Origin of the sequence: Shewanella sp. A32, from assembly GCF_029167175.1 — a bacterium.
Lineage (GTDB): Bacteria > Pseudomonadota > Gammaproteobacteria > Enterobacterales > Shewanellaceae > Shewanella > Shewanella yunxiaonensis.
Genome location: NZ_JARFTS010000011.1, coordinates 39,011 through 59,037, shown reverse-complemented (window position 1 = coordinate 59,037; position 20,027 = coordinate 39,011). Strand labels below are relative to the sequence as shown.

The 20,027-nt window shown below is 50.5% G+C and carries 22 protein-coding genes and 1 riboswitch; of the genes, 14 read left to right on the top strand and 8 right to left on the bottom strand.

The window, feature by feature from the left end; all coding sequences use genetic code 11:
- The first annotated feature begins 62 nt into the window (after positions 1-62).
- Complete coding sequence (locus PY479_RS10080; RefSeq protein WP_212595031.1) at positions 63-584, top strand: LuxR C-terminal-related transcriptional regulator; 522 nt, start codon at positions 63-65, stop codon at positions 582-584.
- Between the two features lie 10 nt (positions 585-594).
- Here PY479_RS10080 and PY479_RS10075 read toward each other — a convergent pair whose 3' ends face one another.
- A complete protein-coding gene (locus PY479_RS10075; protein WP_275483664.1) occupies positions 595-1,536 on the bottom strand; it encodes a putative sulfate exporter family transporter in 942 nt (313 codons plus the stop codon).
- Between the two features lie 181 nt (positions 1,537-1,717).
- Entirely contained in the window at positions 1,718-2,236 is a 519-nt protein-coding gene (locus PY479_RS10070) for a malate synthase (protein WP_275483663.1), read from the bottom strand.
- Positions 2,237-2,365: 129 nt separating this feature from the next.
- Between PY479_RS10070 and PY479_RS10065 the strand changes: the two genes are divergently transcribed.
- Entirely contained in the window at positions 2,366-3,862 is a 1,497-nt protein-coding gene (locus PY479_RS10065; protein WP_275483662.1) for a DUF3612 domain-containing protein, read from the top strand.
- Between the two features lie 12 nt (positions 3,863-3,874).
- On the opposite strand, the gene PY479_RS10060 is transcribed toward PY479_RS10065, so the two are convergent.
- Both PY479_RS10060 and PY479_RS10055 read right to left on the bottom strand, forming a co-directional pair.
- A complete protein-coding gene (locus PY479_RS10060; protein ID WP_275483694.1) occupies positions 3,875-5,791 on the bottom strand; it encodes a methyl-accepting chemotaxis protein in 1,917 nt (638 codons plus the stop codon).
- 164 nt (positions 5,792-5,955) lie between these two features.
- Positions 5,956-7,602: an electron transfer flavoprotein-ubiquinone oxidoreductase gene (locus tag PY479_RS10055; RefSeq protein WP_275483693.1), complete on the bottom strand. Its 1,647-nt coding sequence runs from the start codon at positions 7,600-7,602 to the stop codon at positions 5,956-5,958.
- Positions 7,603-7,792: 190 nt separating this feature from the next.
- Positions 7,793-7,931, top strand: a riboswitch (molybdenum cofactor riboswitch).
- Between PY479_RS10055 and moaA the strand changes: the two genes are divergently transcribed.
- From moaA to PY479_RS09995, 12 genes are all read left to right on the top strand, one after another.
- Complete coding sequence (gene moaA, locus PY479_RS10050; protein WP_212595035.1) at positions 7,919-8,902, top strand: GTP 3',8-cyclase MoaA; 984 nt, start codon at positions 7,919-7,921, stop codon at positions 8,900-8,902. Its footprint overlaps the riboswitch before it by 13 nt.
- A 53-nt stretch (positions 8,903-8,955) precedes the next feature.
- The gene (gene moaC, locus PY479_RS10045; protein ID WP_212595036.1) at positions 8,956-9,432 is read left to right on the top strand and encodes a cyclic pyranopterin monophosphate synthase MoaC; all 477 of its coding nucleotides are present in this window, start codon (positions 8,956-8,958) and stop codon (positions 9,430-9,432) included.
- A 4-nt stretch (positions 9,433-9,436) separates the two neighbouring features.
- Entirely contained in the window at positions 9,437-9,688 is a 252-nt protein-coding gene (gene moaD / locus PY479_RS10040; protein ID WP_212595037.1) for a molybdopterin synthase sulfur carrier subunit, read from the top strand.
- A complete protein-coding gene (moaE, locus tag PY479_RS10035; protein WP_275483661.1) occupies positions 9,688-10,152 on the top strand; it encodes a molybdopterin synthase catalytic subunit MoaE in 465 nt (154 codons plus the stop codon). The genes moaD and moaE overlap by 1 nt, the downstream gene beginning before the upstream one ends.
- On the top strand, positions 10,152-10,928 hold the full coding sequence (gene modA / locus PY479_RS10030; RefSeq protein WP_212595039.1) for a molybdate ABC transporter substrate-binding protein: 777 nt from the start codon (positions 10,152-10,154) through the stop codon (positions 10,926-10,928). The genes moaE and modA overlap by 1 nt, the downstream gene beginning before the upstream one ends.
- Positions 10,928-11,593, top strand: a complete 666-nt coding sequence (gene modB, locus PY479_RS10025; protein ID WP_212595040.1) for a molybdate ABC transporter permease subunit — start codon at positions 10,928-10,930, stop codon at positions 11,591-11,593. Before modA ends, modB begins: the two co-directional genes overlap by 1 nt.
- Positions 11,590-12,711 carry an ABC transporter ATP-binding protein gene (locus tag PY479_RS10020; protein WP_212595041.1) on the top strand — a complete coding sequence of 374 codons (1,122 nt, stop codon included), beginning with the start codon at positions 11,590-11,592 and terminating at the stop codon, positions 12,709-12,711. Before modB ends, PY479_RS10020 begins: the two co-directional genes overlap by 4 nt.
- An 82-nt stretch (positions 12,712-12,793) precedes the next feature.
- Positions 12,794-13,123 carry a NirD/YgiW/YdeI family stress tolerance protein gene (locus PY479_RS10015; protein WP_212595042.1) on the top strand — a complete coding sequence of 110 codons (330 nt, stop codon included), beginning with the start codon at positions 12,794-12,796 and terminating at the stop codon, positions 13,121-13,123.
- A 56-nt stretch (positions 13,124-13,179) separates the two neighbouring features.
- Positions 13,180-13,701, top strand: coding sequence for a PepSY domain-containing protein (locus PY479_RS10010; RefSeq protein WP_212595043.1), 522 nt, complete (start codon positions 13,180-13,182; stop codon positions 13,699-13,701).
- Between the two features lie 3 nt (positions 13,702-13,704).
- The gene (locus PY479_RS10005; protein ID WP_275483660.1) at positions 13,705-14,382 is read left to right on the top strand and encodes a response regulator transcription factor; all 678 of its coding nucleotides are present in this window, start codon (positions 13,705-13,707) and stop codon (positions 14,380-14,382) included.
- Between the two features lie 49 nt (positions 14,383-14,431).
- The gene (locus tag PY479_RS10000; protein WP_212596470.1) at positions 14,432-15,697 is read left to right on the top strand and encodes a HAMP domain-containing sensor histidine kinase; all 1,266 of its coding nucleotides are present in this window, start codon (positions 14,432-14,434) and stop codon (positions 15,695-15,697) included.
- An 11-nt stretch (positions 15,698-15,708) separates the two neighbouring features.
- On the top strand, positions 15,709-16,416 hold the full coding sequence (locus PY479_RS09995; RefSeq protein ID WP_275483659.1) for a TIGR01621 family pseudouridine synthase: 708 nt from the start codon (positions 15,709-15,711) through the stop codon (positions 16,414-16,416).
- 67 nt (positions 16,417-16,483) lie between these two features.
- Here PY479_RS09995 and PY479_RS09990 read toward each other — a convergent pair whose 3' ends face one another.
- The 4 genes from PY479_RS09990 to glp form a co-directional block, all read right to left on the bottom strand.
- Positions 16,484-16,984: a hypothetical protein gene (locus PY479_RS09990; protein ID WP_275483658.1), complete on the bottom strand. Its 501-nt coding sequence runs from the start codon at positions 16,982-16,984 to the stop codon at positions 16,484-16,486.
- Between the two features lie 261 nt (positions 16,985-17,245).
- Positions 17,246-17,905, bottom strand: coding sequence for a Bax inhibitor-1 family protein (locus tag PY479_RS09985; RefSeq protein ID WP_212595047.1), 660 nt, complete (start codon positions 17,903-17,905; stop codon positions 17,246-17,248).
- 73 nt (positions 17,906-17,978) lie between these two features.
- Entirely contained in the window at positions 17,979-18,743 is a 765-nt protein-coding gene (gene moeB, locus PY479_RS09980) for a molybdopterin-synthase adenylyltransferase MoeB (RefSeq protein ID WP_275483657.1), read from the bottom strand.
- A 13-nt stretch (positions 18,744-18,756) separates the two neighbouring features.
- Positions 18,757-20,001 (bottom strand): gephyrin-like molybdotransferase Glp, encoded by a 1,245-nt coding sequence (glp, locus tag PY479_RS09975; protein ID WP_275483656.1) that lies wholly within the window; start codon positions 19,999-20,001, stop codon positions 18,757-18,759.
- Between the last annotated feature and the right edge of the window lie 26 nt (positions 20,002-20,027).

Below are 20,027 nucleotides of genomic sequence, written 5' to 3'. Positions count from 1 at the left end.
TACATATGTACCATAGTGTTAACTGTTTGATAGGAAATGATTTATTTTCAGGAGTTGTGAAAATGAAAGATTGGCTAATGATTACACTGCTCACAGTGATAATGGTGCTGAATTTCTTGGATGTATTGTCAGATTTGGAACTGGGCGTGCCCCGTTGGCACATTATTCAGGAAACATTATTGGTGACGTTATCCGCGTTGGGAGCACTGTACATTGGAACTGATCTGCTAAACCGTACCCGTAAAATCCGACAGCTGGCCAATCAACTCAAACGGGCGGATACCCGGATCTGTAATATCTCCAGCCGGATGCAGGCGGCCAGACAAGAATATACTCAAGCGGTACAACAGCAATTTGAACTCTGGTCGCTGACTCGTAGCGAACAGGAAGTCGCGTTGTTGCTATTAAAAGGATTGAGCTTTAAAGAAATCTCCGGTGTTCGCAGCACCAAGGAAAAGACCGTCAGACAACAGGCGTCATCTATCTATACCAAAGCGGGCGTTGACGGTCGCCATAGTTTCTGTGCGTGGTTTATGGAAGATTTCATTCAGCCTGCTCCAGAAAGCAATGCGCAGGCTGCCTGAATAAGGCCAATCACTCCAGTAACAACACGCTGAGCAACGAGCCGCTGCCGATAGCCACCCACAAAATGGTTGCCATCAACAACGGACCTCGCCCGTGAGTTCGCAATTTCTTCAGCGTGATACCGCAACCAATCAGAAACAGACACACCACTAAAGACTTTTTCCCCGCCGCAAATAGCAGCTGGTACAGTGCTTGTCCTTGTGGCAACAGACTGGTGATAGCGATTGCCAGGCAGTAATAAATGATAAAAGAGGGGAGCACCAGTTTCCCTTTACCACCAAAGGCCATGGCACTAAGCGCCGCTACTGGAATAATCCATAACGCCCGCGCCAGTTTAATGGTGGTGGCGGTTTTCAGCGCTTCTTCGCCATAAGCTGATGCTGCCCCCACTACCGAAGATGTATCGTGAATGGCAATTGCACTCCAGACCCCAAATTCGTGTTGGCTTAAGGCCAGCAGATGACCAATTACCGGAAATATAAACAGGGCGATGGAGTTAAGGATAAATACACAGGCTAACGCAATGGCAGTTTGTTCACTTTTGGCATTGATCGCGGGAGCGACGGCCGCAATGGCACTGCCGCCGCAAATAGCGGTTCCGCAAGCAATCAAATGGCCGGTACGCTGTTCAAGATGCAATAATTTGGTGAGCAAGGTGCCAAAGGCGATAGTAAAAATAATACTGCCGAGAATTAACGGCAGGTTGTGGGTGCTGATGCTAATTGCTTGTTGCAGTGGAATACCAAACCCCAGTCCGACAATCGACAGCGCCAACAGCTTTTTCGTGAATTTGCCAATCTCCCACTCTGCGGGTAACCAGCCGAGATTTGCCAGGATGAAGCCAAGAATTAATGCCAGCGGCGAGGTGATGCCGGGTAACAAGCACACCGCGGCTAAAAGGCAAAACAACACCTTACGGTGACTTTCCTGCAAATTGAAATTGCTAACCATTGGGAGATTTTTCCACAGTGAACGAGAGTGGCAGTATAGGAGAGAACAATAACGCAAGAAAAATCAAATAATCTTAATTGAAAGATTAAATTTTATTGAATCAAATGGGCCGTACCAAACGTAACGGCAGCCATAGGGCTGCCGTGTTTGGTCAGACAGTAACAAGCACATGGAACTGTAATTACAGGGCGTATATCAAGCCTTCATGGTCGACAAACTGCTTTCGCATTTCCTGCGGGCTAGTATGACCGTCTATGCTTTCATGCAGCAAACTGATCCAGCGATTACCGTGATTGTGGGCCTCTTCTAGCTGCAGATCATCGAGACCTGATTGGTCATGACAGCCAATCAATCCGCCGTGATTAAAACTCATTTCCAGGTGACAGCCACTGTCATGCTTTAACAGTAACGCATCTGGTTGGGTCTTATGGCCTGACAGTGCAATAAACTGGCGAGGATGTCGCAGACCGCTAAGGGTGGCGTCCGCAAAACAGGCCAGCAGGTGCTGATAGTACACCATATAGCCGGTAACATCGTTGTGTGACCCCTGTGCCAACGGAAACAGGATATCGAGTAATTGTTTGGCGTTGGTCAGCTTCTCAGAAATATGGCGCTTCGCGAGAGACTCGACATTGACGACGGCCATAGCAATGCATGGATGTTGACGCTGCAAATTGGTAGTGTTCAGTGGCATATTCATGGCGATCCCCTTTCACATCTCAGCTAATCTCAACCGTCCGGGAACCATTCCCGCGTTGTATATTTTGTAGACTAGCTGTTTTTCTACTAGAATTTCACAATAAAAATTTTACATTGTGAATTTTACAAAATGCGCCAAGAAAACAGCCTGCTCCGTAAGTCACATTTTCTCGGGACAAAAATCAGAAACCTGAGAAAACGTAATCACTTAACAATGGACGACCTGTCTGCCCGGTGTATTCGGTTGGATCCTGAGTCGGCACCATCGGTGTCTTACCTGTCGATGATTGAACGCGGCAAGCGCACGCCAAGCTATGCCATGCTGCGGGTGATTGCGGATGTCTTTCAAAAAGATCCGGAATGGTTTATGGATGACGCACCCGAAGAGGACGCGATTGTGCCGGATAAAGGGCGCCGCGGGGGCATCAGCGGTATGCCATTAGAACCCGGTTTTCTGTTTTCTGGCGACATTCTGCAAATTGCCATTCCGGAGATGTTGTCGCAAACGGGGATTTCCGGTCGTCAATTTGCCCAATTGCTGATCCGCGCTTACCAAGAACATCATCAGAATCACTTCCCGGATCTGGAACGGGCCGCGGAAGAGACCGGTAACAAACAGTTGCCGCTGTCACAGGAAGATATGCTGGATATTGCCGCGCGACATGGACTAAAAATTCAGTGGTTTCAGACCCCTAAAAATATGGACGGCAGCCACCGATTAGTGACTTCCTTTATGGATGCCCCCGGCAAATTAATGCTTAATGAGTCGTTGAAAAGCAGTCCGACGCGGATGAAATATGACTTAGCGGTACATATTGGTCACTGTGTGTTGCATAACAGCGATGGACTGATGCACGAGATGAGTCTTGGCCCGGGCGCGTATGAGGTGGACTCGGCGCAACCGAGCTCTTCAGTGAATGCGCAGGATATCCTGCAAGCCTGGCGGGCATTTGAGGCCAGTTTTTTTGCTGGCGCGTTGTTATGTCCCAAAGTGCCATTTCGGCAGTTGTTGGACCGCTACGGCTATGAAGTCGATGCTCACCGTTTGGCGGGAGTGACACCATCGGTGGCGATGCGCCGGATGACCGTGGTATCGCCCTATCCTCATTGGCACTATTTTGATGCCTATACTCCGGGAAAGCTCAAAGCTGTATATCGCGGCAATGGCATTCCGTTGCCGTGGGGCAACATGCGGGAAGTGGCAGATCCCTGTCAGCATTGGTCGGTATTTCGGATGATCACTGAGCCGCGACAGGGCAGCGCGGCACAAATTTCATTGCTGGACGTTAATGGTCAGCCCAGAATTTACTGTTGTGAGTCGGTCAAAGTCACCGATCTGGCAGGCAATAATCGGGTGTTATGTGCTGGAATCGATCTCAACCCGGCGATTGAAGCGCAGGGCATGGATGCGCTGTCGATGTCTCAGGAGTTGAAACAGTTATGTGTCGTGCGTGGGGGCGAATCGGATATCCCAGCGGCGATGAAACGGCAATTACTGATGTTGGCCAGGATCCTTAATATTCATTGGTTGGAGCGCGGTCTGCAGCAGCAAGCGCGACTGATCTGCTCCCGTGGCGCAGTGTGCCCACGGGAACCGAAATGTTATGGGGGTTGTACTGACGCTTAAAGATTCCGCTGCTTAGATACGAAAGCGTGATACTAACTTGTCCAAGCGTTCAGCTAACAGATTGAGTTGTGTGCTGGCATTTGATGTCGCCTCCGCGCGCTCGCTGGTGCGGTTTGACACCTCGTTGATCTCTTCCAGGTTCCGATTGATGTCCTGTACTACCGTGGCCTGTTCTTCAGTGGCCGCAGCAACCTGGACGTTCATATCGCTTATCAGCGAAATCCGTGCCGAAATCTGCTGCAGTACGTCACTGGCTTCATCGGCGGCAACCACGCCTTCTGCTGAACGACTACGGCTCTTCTCCATAGCAGTTACTGCGTTAGCGGCTTCAGTTTGCAGACTATCAATCATCTGTTGTACTTCATTGGTGGACTTGGCGGTGCGTGATGCCAGATTACGCACTTCATCGGCCACTACCGAAAATCCACGCCCGGCTTCACCGGCGCGTGCCGCTTCAATGGCGGCATTCAGTGCCAACAGGTTGGTCTGCTCAGAAATACTGCGGATCACGTCGAGAATGCTACCGATGGCTTCGGTATGCTGCGATAGTGAAGCGATAACCTCTGACATCTGCCCAACATCGTCTGACAATTGGTTGATGGTGGCGCGGGCGCGGACAACAACTTGTTGACCGCTAGCGGCCTCATCGTTGGCACTTTTGGCTGCATCGGCGGCCTGAGCGGCATTTGCTGCTATTTCACTGACGGTCGCACCCATCTGATTGACAGCAGTGACAACTGCCAGGGTGCGATCCTTCTGTTCGCGATAGTCTTGTCGACTCTCTGCGGCATGAACGGAGCCAATCGTGGCGCTCTCTGTCAGTGTCTTACTGGTATTGGCCACTTCGCTTATCGAATGATGGATTTGCGCAATAAAGCGGTTGAAGCCATGCGCCAGCTCAGTCAGCTCATCATTCCCATGCTCCGGTAAGCGTTGACGCAAATCTCCGTCACCTTTACTCAGGTCACCGAACATCGTGGCTGCACTGGCAATGGGCTGACTGATAGAACGGGCGACTAATATCGCCAAAATGATAAATCCGACAGTGATCAGTAGTGTCCAAAGCAGGATCACCCAGGATGTTTGTTCTAACGCCCCAAAAATTTCCTGCTTAGGGACCTGAGCGACCACATACCAGCCAAGGGTCGGGATGTAACTGCTGGCCACCAGCGTGTCGGTGCCACCAATTTTTAGAGTTTGCAGATTAAAATTATCATGTTGCAGCAGTGCATTGGCAGCGGTGCCATAGAGGTCACTGAGTTTGCCTTTGCCCACCAGGGTTTTGTTCTGGTGAATTTGGATCAGGCCGTTTTCATCGGTGAGAAAAACGTTGCCTGTCTGTTCAATGCGAAAGCTGTTTAGCAGCGACACCATATCTTTTAGTGACTTACCTAAACCGACTAATGCTCTGCCATGCACTTGCTGGTAATTGACAAACAGCTTGACGTCACCGGTGTCGGGCTCGGTGTACAGCTTGAGCATTTTGGCTTTGCCACTGTTGACGTAATCGAAAAACCAACCATCTTGTTGATGATTCAGGATCCGCAGTAAGCCTTTTTGTGTGTAATAGGCGGCAGACTGGCGATCGGCATAGGACGCCTGAGATAACTGGTACTGCTCTGTCAGCTGTTGCAGTTTCGCTTCAACCAGCGGCTCTTCGGCATCTGGACGTCCCTGTGCCAACCACTGTCCGAGCATGGGATCTTTGGCTAACTGTTCTGATGCGCTTAACAAGGTCCCGATTTCAAGCTCAATACGGTTGCGGATCTGCATCAACTGGTTTGGCAATTCAGAAGTGAGCATGCGTTGGCTGATCACTTGCTTAGCACTGCTTTCCCCCAATAATGCTTGCAACACGGATGGCAGTACGACTGCCAGCACCATCGTAATAAGGAGTTTTTGTTTAATCGTTAATTTATTGAATTTAATCATTTAAAACTACAACTTAGAGATGCGGAGTTGACCTGAAGTACCGTTAACTCAAGGCCCAGATAGATTCCGGTGCAGCGTTGCCAAACCAGACGCGGCATTATCCCTATCCACCGGTGCTGCTGCAATCGCATGGATTCATAAAAATGCAGCGATGTTGCTGGCTACATACCCGAGTAATTAGGGCCACTACCACCTTCTGGCGTTACCCAATTGATATTCTGACTTGGATCTTTGATATCGCAGGTTTTACAGTGAATACAGTTTTGCGCATTGATCACAAAGCGTTTTACACCATTCTGTTCGGTAATTTCGTATACGCCCGCAGGGCAATAGCGCTGTGCTGGCTCATCATACAGCGGCAGATTGACCGCTAATGGCACCGAGGTATTTTCCAGCTGCAGATGGCACGGCTGATCTTCTTCATGTGCAATGTTGGTCAGATAGATAGAGGACAGCCTGTCGAAAGTGAGCTCGCCATCTGGTGCTGGGTAATCAATTTGGGGATAGTCACAAGCTCTACCCAGACAGGCAAAATCCGCCTTGTCATCACGTAGTGTCAACGGGAACTTACCATCAAACCAGTTCTGCTCGATAAAGTTAAAGGCACCGCCGAGCAGGGTTCCAAACTTGTGTAATGCCGGTCCGAAATTGCGGGCGCGATGCAGTTCTTCATATAGCGAACTCTGTTCCAGCCTGGTCTGGAAGCAATCGAGATCTTTGCCAGCATCTACCCCGGCTAACATCGCTTCGGCTAGCGTCTCCGCTGCCAACATGCCGCTTTTCATGGCGGTATGAATCCCTTTGATTTTGGCAAAGTTCAAGGTACCAGCATCGCAGCCAACTAATAAACCGCCAGGAAAACTCATTTTGGGCAGTGAATTGAGCCCACCTTTTGCGATCGCTCTGGCACCATAGCTTCGTCGCTCGCCGCCTTTTAATATTGCGGCGATTTGAGGGTGGGTCTTATAACGTTGAAACTCATCAAAAGGACTTAGATGCGGGTTTTTGTAATTCAGATCGACTATCAGCCCTACGGCGACCTGTTGATTTTCAATATGGTAAAGATATCCGCCGCCGGAAGCTGTTGTCAGTGGCCAGCCTGCCGTATGGACGACTTTGCCTAATTGATGTTGCTCAGCCGGTATTTGCCATATTTCTTTAAAGCCCAGTGCATAATGTTGCGGGCTTTTGCCATTATCCAGATGGAAATGTTGCATGAGTTGTTTACCGAGATGGCCACGGCAGCCCTCAGCGAAGACGGTATATTTTGCCAGTAATTCCATCCCGGGCATGTAACTGTCTTTGTGACGGCCATCCTTGCTGACCCCCATATCACCCGTGAGGATACCTTTTACACTGCCGTCATCATTAAACAACAGTTCGCTGGCGGCAAATCCTGGGAAAATTTCGGCACCGAGGGCTTCCGCCTGTTGTGCTAACCAGCGACACAGGTTTCCGGCGCTGATGATGTAATTACCATCATTAGTCATGGTTTTTGGGATCAGCGCATGAGGCATCGGCCGTGAACTCTCGCCAGACTGCAACAGTAAAAACTCATCTGTATTCACCGCAGTCGCCAGCGGTGCCCCAAGGCTTTGCCAGTCACCGAATAACTCTTCCAGCACGGTCGGCTCAAAAACTGCGCCAGACATTACGTGGGCACCGACCTCGGCACCTTTTTCCACCACACAGACACTAAGCGGCGTTTCCGCGTCTTTGGAAATCTGCAACAAACGACAGGCGGTGGCTAACCCGGCTGGACCCGCACCGACTATCACCACATCGAATTCCATGGATTCGCGTTCCATCATGTTCCTTTATCCTTCGCCTCGTGTTAACGGAATGTTGGCTTATGGTTCCACCATACCCGAAAAAATCGTTGGCGCACAGCACTTGACCGGTTCCCGCTATAGTGGACTTTAGTCACAGATCCCAGCATTGGCTAACGCACGCCCTGTTAAAGGGGTTTTGGAGATCAGGCATTTGCATTTATACTAGTAACTGACGGTTCTCCGAGCTGACGTCCCTACGTCACCACAGATAAGGGGCTTCAGCCGTGGCAATTTTGCCACCGGGGTAAGTGTAGAAATGCGCTTGCCTCCCCTTTATTTTGGAAAGGTGATCATGTCCCAGCAGTTACAAGACAATTTTGGTCGACGGTTTCACTATCTGCGGATGTCAGTGACTGATGTCTGTAATTTTAAATGCAGTTATTGCCTGCCGGATGGCTATCATCCCAATGGCAAGCAATCCTTTTTGACCCTCAGCGAAATTGAGCATCTGGTGGCCGCCTTTGCCAAGGTGGGTACTCGTAAAGTGCGCATTACTGGTGGTGAACCGACCTTACGTAAAGATTTTACCGATATTGTACGCTTATTGGCGGACAATCCCGCTATCCATACGATCGCCACAACGACCAACGGCTACCGCCTCGAGAAAAATGCCCAGGAGTGGTATGACGCGGGTCTGCGGCGTATCAATATCTCAGTAGATAGCCTGGACCCACGGATGTTTTATCAGATCACCGGTGAAAATCGGTTTGATCAGGTGATGCGTGGCGTTGATGCAGCACTTTCTGCCGGTTTTGAGCGTGTCAAAATCAACGCGGTGTTGCTAAAAGACCTGAATGATAAAGATTTGCCACGTTTCCTGCACTGGATCAAACACACGCCCATCGATTTACGCTTTATTGAGCTGATGGAAACCGGCTTAGGTCATGACTATTTCCAGGCACATCATTTGGCGGGCGAGTCAATTAAAGGCCGCTTGATGGCAGAAGGGTGGCTGTATGATCAACCTACTGCTGAAGATGGCCCGGCGCAGAATTTCAGTCACCCGGATTATCAGGGGCGTATCGGGCTGATCATGCCGTATTCCAAAGATTTCTGTGCCAGTTGTAATCGTCTACGGGTTTCCGCTATCGGCAAACTGCACTTGTGTCTGTTTACCGAACAGGGTCTCGATCTTAGGGATTTACTGCAGTCGGACGCTCAGCAGGATGAATTGATTGCGCGGTTGCATCAACAATTGCAACTGAAAAAGGAAACACACTTCCTGCATCAAGGCATCACCGGCGTAACTCAGCATCTGGCTTCTATCGGCGGTTAAGGCCGTTGGCGGTAACCGCCGCATTTTGAACGACAAATTAAGGCAGCTTTTTGATGAGCGAAACATTTACCCATATCAATGCCGATGGTAACGCCCACATGGTGGACGTTACCGCCAAGTCTGAAACAGAACGTGAGGCCCGTGCCGAAGCTTATGTGGAGATGGCCCCAGCCACGTTGGAGATGATCATCAGTGGTAAACATCACAAAGGTGATGTGTTTGCTACCGCCCGCATCGCAGGCATTATGGCCGCGAAAAAGACCTCAGAACTCATTCCGTTATGTCATCCATTGATGCTGACCAAGGTAGAGGTGGAGCTAGAAGCGCAGCCACAGCAGAACCGGGTGTGGATCACCAGTCGCTGCAAGTTATCCGGTAAAACCGGCGTAGAAATGGAAGCCCTGACCGCCGCTTCGGTGGCAGCGCTGACCATTTACGATATGTGTAAAGCGGTACAGAAAGATATGCATATTACCGGAGTGCGTCTGCTGGAAAAAAGCGGCGGTAAATCAGGACATTTTAAGGTGTAGCCCTATGATTAACGTATTGTTTTTTGCCCAGGTTCGAGAACTGCTCGGTACTCCTTCAATTCAGTTGGAGGCCGGTGAACATGTCGCTACCGCGGCGGCATTGCGTGAGCATCTGGCCGCCAAAAATGAAAAATGGGCGCGGGTACTCGAATCTGACAAGCTGCTGGTGGCAGTCAATCAAACTCTGAGCAACTGGCATGCTGAGGTGCGTGATGGTGATGAAGTCGCCTTCTTTCCTCCGGTGACAGGAGGCTAATGATGCAAGACCGGATTGTGGTGCAGCAGTCGGATTTTGATGTGCCGGCGGAATATGCCCGAATTGCCACTGACAACAGCGACGGCGCTATCGTTACCTTTGTGGGTAAGGTGCGAGATTTTAACGATGGCAGTGCGGTCACCGATCTGACGCTGGAACACTATCCGGGCATGACCGAAGCGGTGTTACAGCAGATCACTACCCAAGCCCGTGAGCGCTGGCCGTTAAATTTCGTCACTATTATTCACCGCGTCGGCACCATGTCACTTGGTGAGCAGATTGTCTTTATCGGTGTCAGCAGTGCCCATCGAAAAGCCGCCTTCGCGGCCTGTGAGTTCCTGATTGATTTTCTAAAGACTAAAGCGCCTTTCTGGAAACTGGAAGGTACCGGTGACGATAAACGTTGGGTTGACGCGCGCGATGCTGATGAGCAAGCGGCTAAAGCCTGGGAAGAGGACGCCTGATGATAGTCTGGATCTGCCGGAGTGTACTGGTATTAGTGTTAGCGTGGACGAGTCTGCTGCAGGCCGCGGAGATCCCGAATATTGCCGCTGCCGCCAACATTAAGTTTGCCATGGAGCAGATCGTTAAAAACTACCAGCAACAGACCGGTCAGCAACTGCGGGTATCTTATGGTTCTTCGGGTAACTTTGTGGCGCAGATAAAACATGGTGCGCCGTTTCAGTTGTTCCTGTCGGCAGATGAAAAATACGTCGAAGCACTCTCTTCATCCGGCATTACTGCCGATAATGGCGTGATTTACGCTTATGGTCGCCTAGCGTTGGTGGCGCCAAATAATTCGCCGCTGACATTGGATGAAAAGCTGGACGGGGTGGCAAAGTTACTGCACGACGGACAGTTAAAACGTTTTGCTATTGCCAACCCGGAACATGCCCCCTACGGCGAACGGGCACGGCAGCTGTTGCAGCAAAAAGGTCTGTGGCAGGCGATGCAATCCTCTATTGTGTATGGCGAAAACGTTTCGCAGGCAGCGCAGTTTGCCCTCAGCGGTTCCACACAAGGTGGCATAGTTGCGTTATCGCTGGCGATGGCACCACAATTTCGTGAACGTGGCCGCTATTTAGCGCTTCCGGTGGAACAGTACACGCCGCTGACCCAGCGAATGGTGCTACTCAATAGTGCCGGTGAAGTAACTAAAGACTTCTATCATTACCTGCAAAGCAAACCGGCCAGAGCGGTGTTCAGCTCTTTTGGTTTTGCCCTCCCAGAGGAACATTGATGGACTGGCAGTCACTGTGGTTGTCGATAAAGTTGGCTGCCATCAGTGTACTGATACTGATCCCTTTGGCCGTGATTATCGCCAGACCGCTGGCCTATGAGCGCTTTCGTGGTAAATCCTGGATTGAAGCGCTAATCATGGTGCCGCTGGTGTTGCCACCAACGGTGATTGGATACTACCTGCTCGTCAGTCTTGGCAGTGAAAGCTGGATCGGGCAGATGTTGGCGCAGTCGTTTGATATACAACTGGTCTTTCACTTTTCCGGCTTAGTGCTTGCCTCGGTGCTGGTCAATATCCCATTTGCAGTACAGCCAATTCAGCGCTCGTTTGAAGCCGTCCCCCAAGAAGTGCGTGACGCTTGTGCTTGTTGCGGTATGAATCGGTTGCAACAGCTGTTACGCGTGGAATTACCCTTGGCGTGGCCGGGGATTGTCACTGCCCTGGTATTGTGTTTTTCCCATGTGCTGGGCGAATTTGGGGTGGTGCTGATGATGGGGGGCTCCATCGCCGGTGAAACCAAGACCATCTCAATCGCTATTTACGACAGTGTGCAGGCGTTTGATTTTTCAGCCGCCGGAAATATGTCATTGCTGCTGGTGTTGTTTGCTGTTTCTACGCTGGCACTGACCACCGCTTTATCTCGGCGGATGGAGCGCAGTCGATGAATAGTCGCGGTGACTTGCATGTGAAAGTGGCACAAATCAGCGGTATTCCGCTGCAGGCAGAGTTTAGTTGCTGTGCCGGCGAGTTGCTCGCGGTCGTTGGCCCGTCGGGTGGCGGTAAAACCACGCTATTGCGAATGATTGCCGGGCTCAATCATCCGCAAACCGGCGAGATCCGCTGTGGCGAGCATGTGTGGTTTGGTAAGGGAATTAATCTCACGCCACAACAACGGCATTTGGGCTATGTGCCGCAGCATTACGGATTATTTCCTAACCTGAGTGCGCAGGCCAATATCGTGGCTGGCCTTGATCATCTGCCGAAATCACAACGACGGGCACGGGCATTGCAGTGGTTGGAATTGGTTAATCTGCATGGCTTGCCAGAGCGGTTACCGCACCAATTATCGGGCGGCCAGAAACAACGCGTGGCATTAGCGCGGGCATTAGCGCGCGAGCCATCAGTTCTGTTGCTGGATGAACCCTTTTCGGCGCTGGACAGAGAAACCCGCGAACGTTTGTATATCGAATTAGCCCGCCTTAAAAGCCAGCTGCAGATCCCGGTAATCATGGTGACCCATGATATTAACGAAGCATTATTGCTGGCGGATAAACTGGTGTTGATCAGTCAAGGGCAGATGCTGCAGGCTGGCGAACCCCGGCAAGTGTTGTTGAAACCGCGTAATGAATCTGTGGCGCGGCAGATGGGCTTGCGCAATATTTTTGATGCACAAGTGCTGCAATATGACCCAGACCAGAAACTGCTGTGGTTGCAGTTTGGCGAGCAGAAAATTGCCTGCGATGCCGATCCGCGTTTTCGCGGTGGCGATAATGTGCGCTGGGTGATCCCTAATCAAGGCATACGCTTTAACGCTATTAGCAGTGGCCGACTTAGCCGCAGCTATAACAAGCTATCGGTGACCATTGAGTCATTGTTGGTCATGGGCGAATCGGTGCGGTTAGTGGCGAGCATTGCAGGTATTGAACATCAGCTGCATGCCGAAGTCCCGCTACATTTAGTACAAAAGCTGGCGCTACGTGAAGGGCTACAGACGGAAGTGGCGTTAAAATCTGATCTTATCCATCTGCTGGAACACGACAATTCCACCCCCCACCACAGATGATCAAAACTTAATCTTGTTTCCATGCAGGTTTAAAGCAACCTTTCGTATACTGAATTGCCCAATAATTCAGGAGGTAGGCATTATGACCAACAGATTTTGCGGGTTATTGGCTATGTTGTTGATGACAACTCCTGCACTGGCTGTAACCGACCCGGCAGTAACGAGTGCACAAGCTGCCCAGCAAGCAGATATTAATACCCAGGTCACGTTACACGGTTATCTGATTAAAACGCTGGGAGATCAACATTATCTGTTCCGTGATCCCAGTGGTGAGTTGCAAGTCGAAATCGATAATGCCCTGTGGCGGGATATTAATGTTAAAGGTGATACCCCTTTGACCTTGAAGGGAAAAGTAGCCAATACCCGGTTTGGTCCTGAAGTTGAAATTGATAGTCTGCAACTGGCTGGATAATCATTAATTGTATGTAAACACTGGCCGTGCCTACGGCCGGTTGAGATGGAGGCATCATGAGGCTGATTTTAGCAACGCTGCTATTGTGGTGTTCTTCGGCCATGGCATCGACCTCACCGCTGCTGAGTTTGTTTGAAGATGGTCAACACCTCACCCCAACCGCAGCTATCAGTGATGTCGAAGCCAAGCATCTAGGTGAAATAATTGAATTTATTGCCGATATCAATGACGATAAGCTGTTATATCAGTTTACGGTGGCGGACCCTCAAAGCCATACTTTGTATAAACTGAAGCTTGATGGCTCTGACGGCAAAGTGCTTGATAAAACGGCACATACACTGACGAATGACGCACCGCAATTGGCGCTGGCGTTAAAATTAAGACAGCACCAGCAGTCGTTTTCCACCTTGACCCAACTGGCATTAGGCAATACCTCCGGGTATTTGCAACAAGCCGAGTTGGACCAGGATTTGGGGATCAGCTATCTGGAACTCAAAGTGCTGGACGAGCATGGCAGCCACAAATTAGCGTTTGATATTGAACATCAGCGACAGCTACCACTATTGAAATGGGATTAACGGATGAAAATATTACTGGTCGAAGACGACACCACCACCCAGGAATATATCGTCAAAGGATTCCTGGAGCAGGGACATAGCATTGAAACCGCCGGTGACGGCCAGCAGGGCTTAATATTGGCGACCAGTAGTCAGTTTGACTTACTGATCCTCGATCGTATGTTGCCGGGACTCGATGGTCTGAAATTGCTGGCGGCGCTGCGGGCAACTGGCAATCAAACTCCCGTGTTGATCCTGTCGGCGCTGAGTCATGTCGATGAGCGCGTTAAAGGTTTACGTGCTGGTGGCGACGATTATATGACCAAGCCGTTTGCCTTCTCGGAACTGCTGGTGCGCGCAGAAAAATTGATGCAGCGCGGTTTATCACAACCGGCGAATACCGATCTGAAAGTGGGGCCGTTGCGTATGGAATTGCTGACACGCAGCGTAACGCTGGATGATGAAGAGTTATTGTTACAGCCAAAGGAATTCTTGCTGCTGAAATATCTGATGGAGCATGCCAATCAGGTCGTCAGCCGCACCTTATTATTTGAAGCGGTTTGGGACTATCACTTTGACCCGCGGACCAATGTTATTGATGTGCATATTGCGAAACTGCGGCGCAAGTTTGAAGATTTGGGCCACGGCGATTTGATCGAAACCATACGAGGTGCCGGCTATCGTCTCCGCAAAGGTTATTAAGCCTTTTAAAAGCAGCGCTTGGCGCATCACGATTATCTTTTCGGTACTGGTGACCTTAATCATCGGTACTTTGCTATTGGTGCTCTACCGACAGTTGGTCAATGAACAGCAAACGCAGGTGCGGCAGCATCTGCTGTCAGAGGCGCAACGATATCTACAACTCTCATTGACCGTCGACCGTCGCGCATTTGCGGCGCAGATCCGGGCGTCTGATTCACGCACGGCGTTGATTGCCTGGCAAGGTGGGGTCGAAATGGTGGGCTCACTCACCTTGATGCCCGAGAACATGCCGCTACTGCCGAATACCCGTGAGTTTCCCATTTTCACTGGCGGTCCGGAAAAACTGCATATTTTGACCGGTGGCGTGGTGATGACCCGCTACGGTCCGGTACTTATCGCGACTCGCACCGACCATTTAGCAGCATTGATAGATAAATTTGTCAGTGCGGCGTTAACGGCGCTTGCCCTGACCATTGTGCTGGCACTGATTGTGGGGTACCTGTTTTCCAAAGGCTTACTCAGTCGCTTGGTACATTACAACCGTCTCAGCGAACGGATCGAAAAAGGTTATTACAACACGCGATTGCCGGTAAGTGGTAAGCAGGATGAGTTTGACCTGCTGGCGGCGCAGTTCAATCGGGTGCTGGATACGCTGGAGCATAACCTCCATGCCGTGCGCGGCGTCACCGACAATATTGCCCATGATATGCGTACTCCCTTGTCGCATCTGCGTATCGGCCTGGAACAACTGCCTTATCAGCCCCCGGAGAAATTACCTGAACGTTGTGGCGAACTGACCGATGAGCTGGATCATTGTCTGGCGACCTTCAACGCCATGTTGTCACTGACGCGCATTGAAGAGGGGCAGCAAGCATTGGAATTGCAACCGGTGAGTCTGCATGAACTGTGTGCCGATCTGCTGGAGATGGCAGACGCGTTAGCGGAAGACAGAAACCAGACATTAACGCTGGAAACGACCGAAGATTGCGTGATCTCGGGTGATAAGCATCTGTTGTTTCAGGCATTGTTTAATTTGGTGGATAATGCCATCAAATATGCGGGCGAGGGTGCCAGTATTCGCATTTCGCAGCAGGGGAGTAGTATCGACATCAGCGATAATGGCCCTGGTATCCCCGAAGATGCCCGGGAAAAAGTGTTTGAACGCTTGGTGCGGCTTGATCCTAGTCGCCATGAACAGGGCAGCGGTTTGGGATTATCGATGGTCAAGGCGATTTTATCGCGCCATCATGCGACAATTACCCTGACTGACAATCAGCCGGGATTAAAAGTAACCTTGAATTTCCCGCTTGCCTGAGAATACCTGCGATGACCACCGTTCCCAGTTACCGGCTGCTGGCCTCTGAAACAGATTTTATCGTTGTGGATAAAGCCCCTGGCGTGCATTTTCATAGTCAGGATGGCAGTGCCGGGTTGGTGGCACAGTTGGAAGCTGACCTCAAACTCAAACTTTATCCCGTACATAGGTTAGATACTATGACATCGGGGTTACTGTTGTTGGCCCGTTCATCTGCCGCCGCTGCGCGGTTTACGGCGATGTTTAGTCAGCATCAGGTACAAAAATATTATCTGGCGCTGGCAGGCGGTAAACCTAAGAAAAAGCAGGGTTGGGTTATCGGTGATATGGCCAAATCGCGCCGAGGTATGTATAAACTGCTGCGCACCACTGACAATCCGGCGATCACCCAGTTTTTCAGTCAGTCGGTGGCTGAAGGATTGCGACTTTACCTATTAAAGCCGTTGAGCGGTAAGACACACCAATTGCGGGTGGCGCTGAACAGCATTGGCGTGCCGATTCTGGGCGACACACTCTATGGCGCCACCGCAACCGTTGCTGAGCGCGGTTATCTGCATGCCTATGGTTTGGAATTTGTCTGGAATGGACGACTTTGCCAGTTTTTGTGCCCACCCATAGTCGGCGAACAGTTTCTGAATGCAGCGGTAACGGCGCAAATCCAGTTCTGGGACAAACCGTGGTCGCTGCCTTGGCCACAGTCAAAATCACCGGAGCGCTAACACTGATATGACACTAGCGCCGAACTGAACGGGAGCATCGTGGGTCCAGTCCGGCCTCAGTGCCACATTAGTTGGGGGCTTTCACCACGACAAACTGTTTCCCGCCTTCCAACGCTAAATACCAGACACCATTAGCCACGTAATATAAGCGGCCATCATAAGCGACTTTTTTGGTTACACCGGCCACCACATCCACAACTGTTCCTGGGGTCAGACTAGTGTCGGAGGCCACAGTATTGGGCGCACTCACTACAGTGTAATTGCCTGCGGGTGGATTCTGCACATATACGTACTGGTCACCATTCTGCCGGTAATAGTTATTGCCAACGATCGCATAGGTGATCCCGGCAAAAACCGCAAAAGTGGCTAAATCTGCCAGTGCATTACCGTGATAATTATAAACCTTGGGCGATGGCCGATGATCGTGGTTGTTGACGACGATGACATTTCCGCGGCTGTAATGATTACCACCGCGGTGGTCATCATTGTCGTGTCCATGGGCATAAGTCAGTGTTGGCGTCAGGACTAAGCTCAACGCGGTCAATCCGGAAATCAGTAATTTTTGCATGATAAGCAGGTCCTCTTTTAATGCCTCTTAGCATTAATATTGCCACTAAAGTAAGAGGGCCAGAAGCGGTATCAGGTAACAATAGGTAAAGTCGGTGCAAAGCCGTTACAATTGATTAACTGCTCAGTAACAAACATTGAAACAGCTTTAATTAGCAATTGCTGAATATGGAGGCTGTGCGCTAAAACACACAGCCTCTATGGGAATTGTTCTCTAGATGATGCTTGAGTTGCCGTTGTTCGATGACGATTACTGGCGTGGTTAACGGCGATTTCCCAGAATTCGCAAAATTCGCAAAAACAGGTTGATGATATCCATATACAGCGCGGCCGCACTATCAATGGCGTTATCTACGGTTTTGGGAATGGCATTGGCGCGGCCCCAGTCGTACCCGATATAACCACAGAAAATCAGCACGACAATCCAGTCGAGAATGCCATGATGGGTCTTGAAGAAAAACAGCTCTATCAATTCCACTACGATGACCAGCAACAGGGCGATGGTCAGTGCTCCGGCTATCCGCGCAAAAAAGGCCGGAAAGAGTGTGCCTAACACCATCATTCCGAGCGTCACCAGCGTGGTGATGCGCAGCGCATCAACCACTAAATCCGGTTGATACTGACTGACTACCAGATTGATGATTAGCCCGAAAGGTACAACGACTAGGTTATAACCAATAAAGCTGAACAGGGGATTATCGGATTTCTGAAACAGATAGATCCCGGCAAAACAACTGATAAAGTAACCGCCAAAAAACAGCAAGGGATTAATACTAGCAATACTCTGCGGGTCGATGCTGCTGACCATCAGATAGTTAATGGCAAAACCCCATAATAAGGTGATGCCGATAATCAGGTTGTACAGACTATTACCAATCACTTTGTCATTGGTGCTAGTACGGTCAAAAACGCTGTGTTCCATAGCAAATAATTCCTGATAACGTGAATGTGTACCAACTCAAGATATAGAAATAATCCCTTTAAAACCAGTGGTTTCAATCAGACTGACACACCTCGCAATGTGGTTGCTTGGGCAGCTTCATTTCGCGAAATTCCATGGTCATGGCATCTACCATCAGTAGGCGACCGTATAAGGGTTTACCCAAACCGGTAATCACCTTGATCGCCTCTGTCGCTTGTAAGCACCCCATCAACCCCACTACTGGTGCCAGAATACCGGACTCTACACAGCTCAATTGCTGCTCGCCGAAAAGACTGGCAAAGCAGTGATAGCAAGGCATGTCATCCTGATAACCAAACACGGTGACGACACCTTCCATGCGGATCGCTGCAGCGGATACCAACGGCACTTTGTGATGAAAACACGCCCGGTTCAGCTGCTCACGCACTGCGACGTTGTCGGTACAGTCGAGCACAATGGTATGCGTGGCCACCAGTTCCTCTGTCTCCTGATCGTCCAGCACTTGATGAATCGTACGGATGGCCACATGGGGATTGAGTTCGTTGAGAGTTTCTTTGGCAGAGGCCACTTTGGGCTGGCCGACATTACGGTCCAGATGCAGCACCTGGCGTTGCAGATTGGATAGTTCCACGGTATCGAAATCTACCAGGGTTAACTGGCCAATACCGGCTACGGTCAGATATTGAGATGCCGTGCAGCCTAGTCCCCCTGCACCAATCATCAGCACTTTTGCCAGCTTTAACTGCTCTTGCCCTTCGATGTCCATACCCTTAATGGAGATCTGGCGGCTGTAACGCAGTATTTCACTGTCGCTGAGAATATCGTCAAACTGCTCCATTATCGGTTCTCCGTCAGCAAAGTACGCTGTTAAAAGGCTCAACGGTGACTAGCTCACCTGCACCGGTATTGCCTTGTTGCTGCTCTAACACGATGAAACAGTTAGCCAGATGCATCGAACTCAACTGCGATGAATCCTGTGAGCCGGTAGTGCTGACCTGCAACGTGCCGTCGAGGTTATGACTGAGAATGCCGCGTTGATATTCGACTCGCCCAGGCTTTTTACGGATAGCACTGTTTAGTACCGCTTTAATCTGCAATGGCGCTACGGGTTTAAGCCCTTGTAACTTGCGCAGCAATGGCAACACCAGTTTGTAGAAGGTGACCATGGATGACACGGGGTTTCCTGGTAAGCCACAGAATACAGCGTCGCCAATCTTACCCATGGCAAACGGTTTACCGGGTTTCATGGCAAGCTTCCAGAAGGTGATTTTGCCTTCTTCATCTAGCACTTGCTTGGTGAAATCTGCTTCACCAACAGAGACTCCTCCAGAAGTGAGTACCATATCTGCACAGGCGGCCGCCTCACGAAATGCCTGCCGAATGGCTTCTGGGTCGTCCTTGATAACACCGAGGTCAATCCATTCGACGCCGGCTTTAATCAATAAGCCTTTGATGGAGTAGCGATTGGAATCATAAATCTGTCCAGGAGCTAATTCGCTGCCAATCGGGCGCAACTCATCGCCAGTAGAGAAAAAGGCCACTTTGGCGCGACGGAATACGCGTAGGTGGTTGATACCTAATGTCGCGATAATGCCCATCTCCGCCGCGCGGATTTCGGCGCCAGAGGTCAATACTTTGGTGCCGACCGCCATCTCTCCGCCACGCAAGCGCACGTTTTCCCACTGCTCACTGCAGGGTTCAAGCGTCACCTGATCGCCGGCTACTTCGGCATATTCCTGCATCTGTACGGTGTCATAACCATCGGGAACAGTCGCGCCGGTCATAATGCGCACACAACTGCCAGGGCGGTATTCACCTTGAAAAGGGTGACCAGCGAAGGATTTGCCGATAACCGTCAATGTGCCTTTGCTGGGTAAGTCGGCAAAACGATAGGCGTAACCGTCCATACCGGAATTGTTGAATGGTGGCAGTTCAATACTGCTGTGCAGATCTTCTGCCAGAACGCGGCCGATCGCTTCTGCCAGTGGTACTGTTTCAGTTTCATATAACGGTAGAATCTGCTCTAGCAGCATAGGTACTGCTTCATCGGGATGCAGTAATTGCGGGCGAGCACAAGGGTCCTGAGACATGGACATAGAGCAACCTTAATCTGACAATGAAC

Excerpts from the sequence above, each read along its gene's own strand:
- PY479_RS10075 (WP_275483664.1), bottom strand. The coding sequence starts at position 1,536 with ATGGTTAGCAATTTCAATTTGCAGGAAAGTCACCGTAAGGTGTTGTTT.
- PY479_RS10065 (WP_275483662.1), top strand. The coding sequence starts at position 2,366 with ATGCGCCAAGAAAACAGCCTGCTCCGTAAGTCACATTTTCTCGGGACA.
- PY479_RS10005 (WP_275483660.1), top strand. The coding sequence starts at position 13,705 with ATGAAAATATTACTGGTCGAAGACGACACCACCACCCAGGAATATATC.
- PY479_RS10010 (WP_212595043.1), top strand. The coding sequence starts at position 13,180 with ATGAGGCTGATTTTAGCAACGCTGCTATTGTGGTGTTCTTCGGCCATG.
- PY479_RS10020 (WP_212595041.1), top strand. The coding sequence starts at position 11,590 with ATGAATAGTCGCGGTGACTTGCATGTGAAAGTGGCACAAATCAGCGGT.
- modA (WP_212595039.1), top strand. The coding sequence starts at position 10,152 with ATGATAGTCTGGATCTGCCGGAGTGTACTGGTATTAGTGTTAGCGTGG.
- moeB (WP_275483657.1), bottom strand. The coding sequence starts at position 18,743 with ATGGAGCAGTTTGACGATATTCTCAGCGACAGTGAAATACTGCGTTAC.
- moaA (WP_212595035.1), top strand. The coding sequence starts at position 7,919 with ATGTCCCAGCAGTTACAAGACAATTTTGGTCGACGGTTTCACTATCTG.
- modB (WP_212595040.1), top strand. The coding sequence starts at position 10,928 with ATGGACTGGCAGTCACTGTGGTTGTCGATAAAGTTGGCTGCCATCAGT.
- moaC (WP_212595036.1), top strand. The coding sequence starts at position 8,956 with ATGAGCGAAACATTTACCCATATCAATGCCGATGGTAACGCCCACATG.
- PY479_RS09995 (WP_275483659.1), top strand. The coding sequence starts at position 15,709 with ATGACCACCGTTCCCAGTTACCGGCTGCTGGCCTCTGAAACAGATTTT.
- PY479_RS10070 (WP_275483663.1), bottom strand. The coding sequence starts at position 2,236 with ATGAATATGCCACTGAACACTACCAATTTGCAGCGTCAACATCCATGC.
- PY479_RS10055 (WP_275483693.1), bottom strand. The coding sequence starts at position 7,602 with ATGGAACGCGAATCCATGGAATTCGATGTGGTGATAGTCGGTGCGGGT.
- PY479_RS10015 (WP_212595042.1), top strand. The coding sequence starts at position 12,794 with ATGACCAACAGATTTTGCGGGTTATTGGCTATGTTGTTGATGACAACT.
- PY479_RS09985 (WP_212595047.1), bottom strand. The coding sequence starts at position 17,905 with ATGGAACACAGCGTTTTTGACCGTACTAGCACCAATGACAAAGTGATT.
- moaE (WP_275483661.1), top strand. The coding sequence starts at position 9,688 with ATGATGCAAGACCGGATTGTGGTGCAGCAGTCGGATTTTGATGTGCCG.
- PY479_RS10080 (WP_212595031.1), top strand. The coding sequence starts at position 63 with ATGAAAGATTGGCTAATGATTACACTGCTCACAGTGATAATGGTGCTG.
- moaD (WP_212595037.1), top strand. The coding sequence starts at position 9,437 with ATGATTAACGTATTGTTTTTTGCCCAGGTTCGAGAACTGCTCGGTACT.
- PY479_RS09990 (WP_275483658.1), bottom strand. The coding sequence starts at position 16,984 with ATGCAAAAATTACTGATTTCCGGATTGACCGCGTTGAGCTTAGTCCTG.
- glp (WP_275483656.1), bottom strand. The coding sequence starts at position 20,001 with ATGTCCATGTCTCAGGACCCTTGTGCTCGCCCGCAATTACTGCATCCC.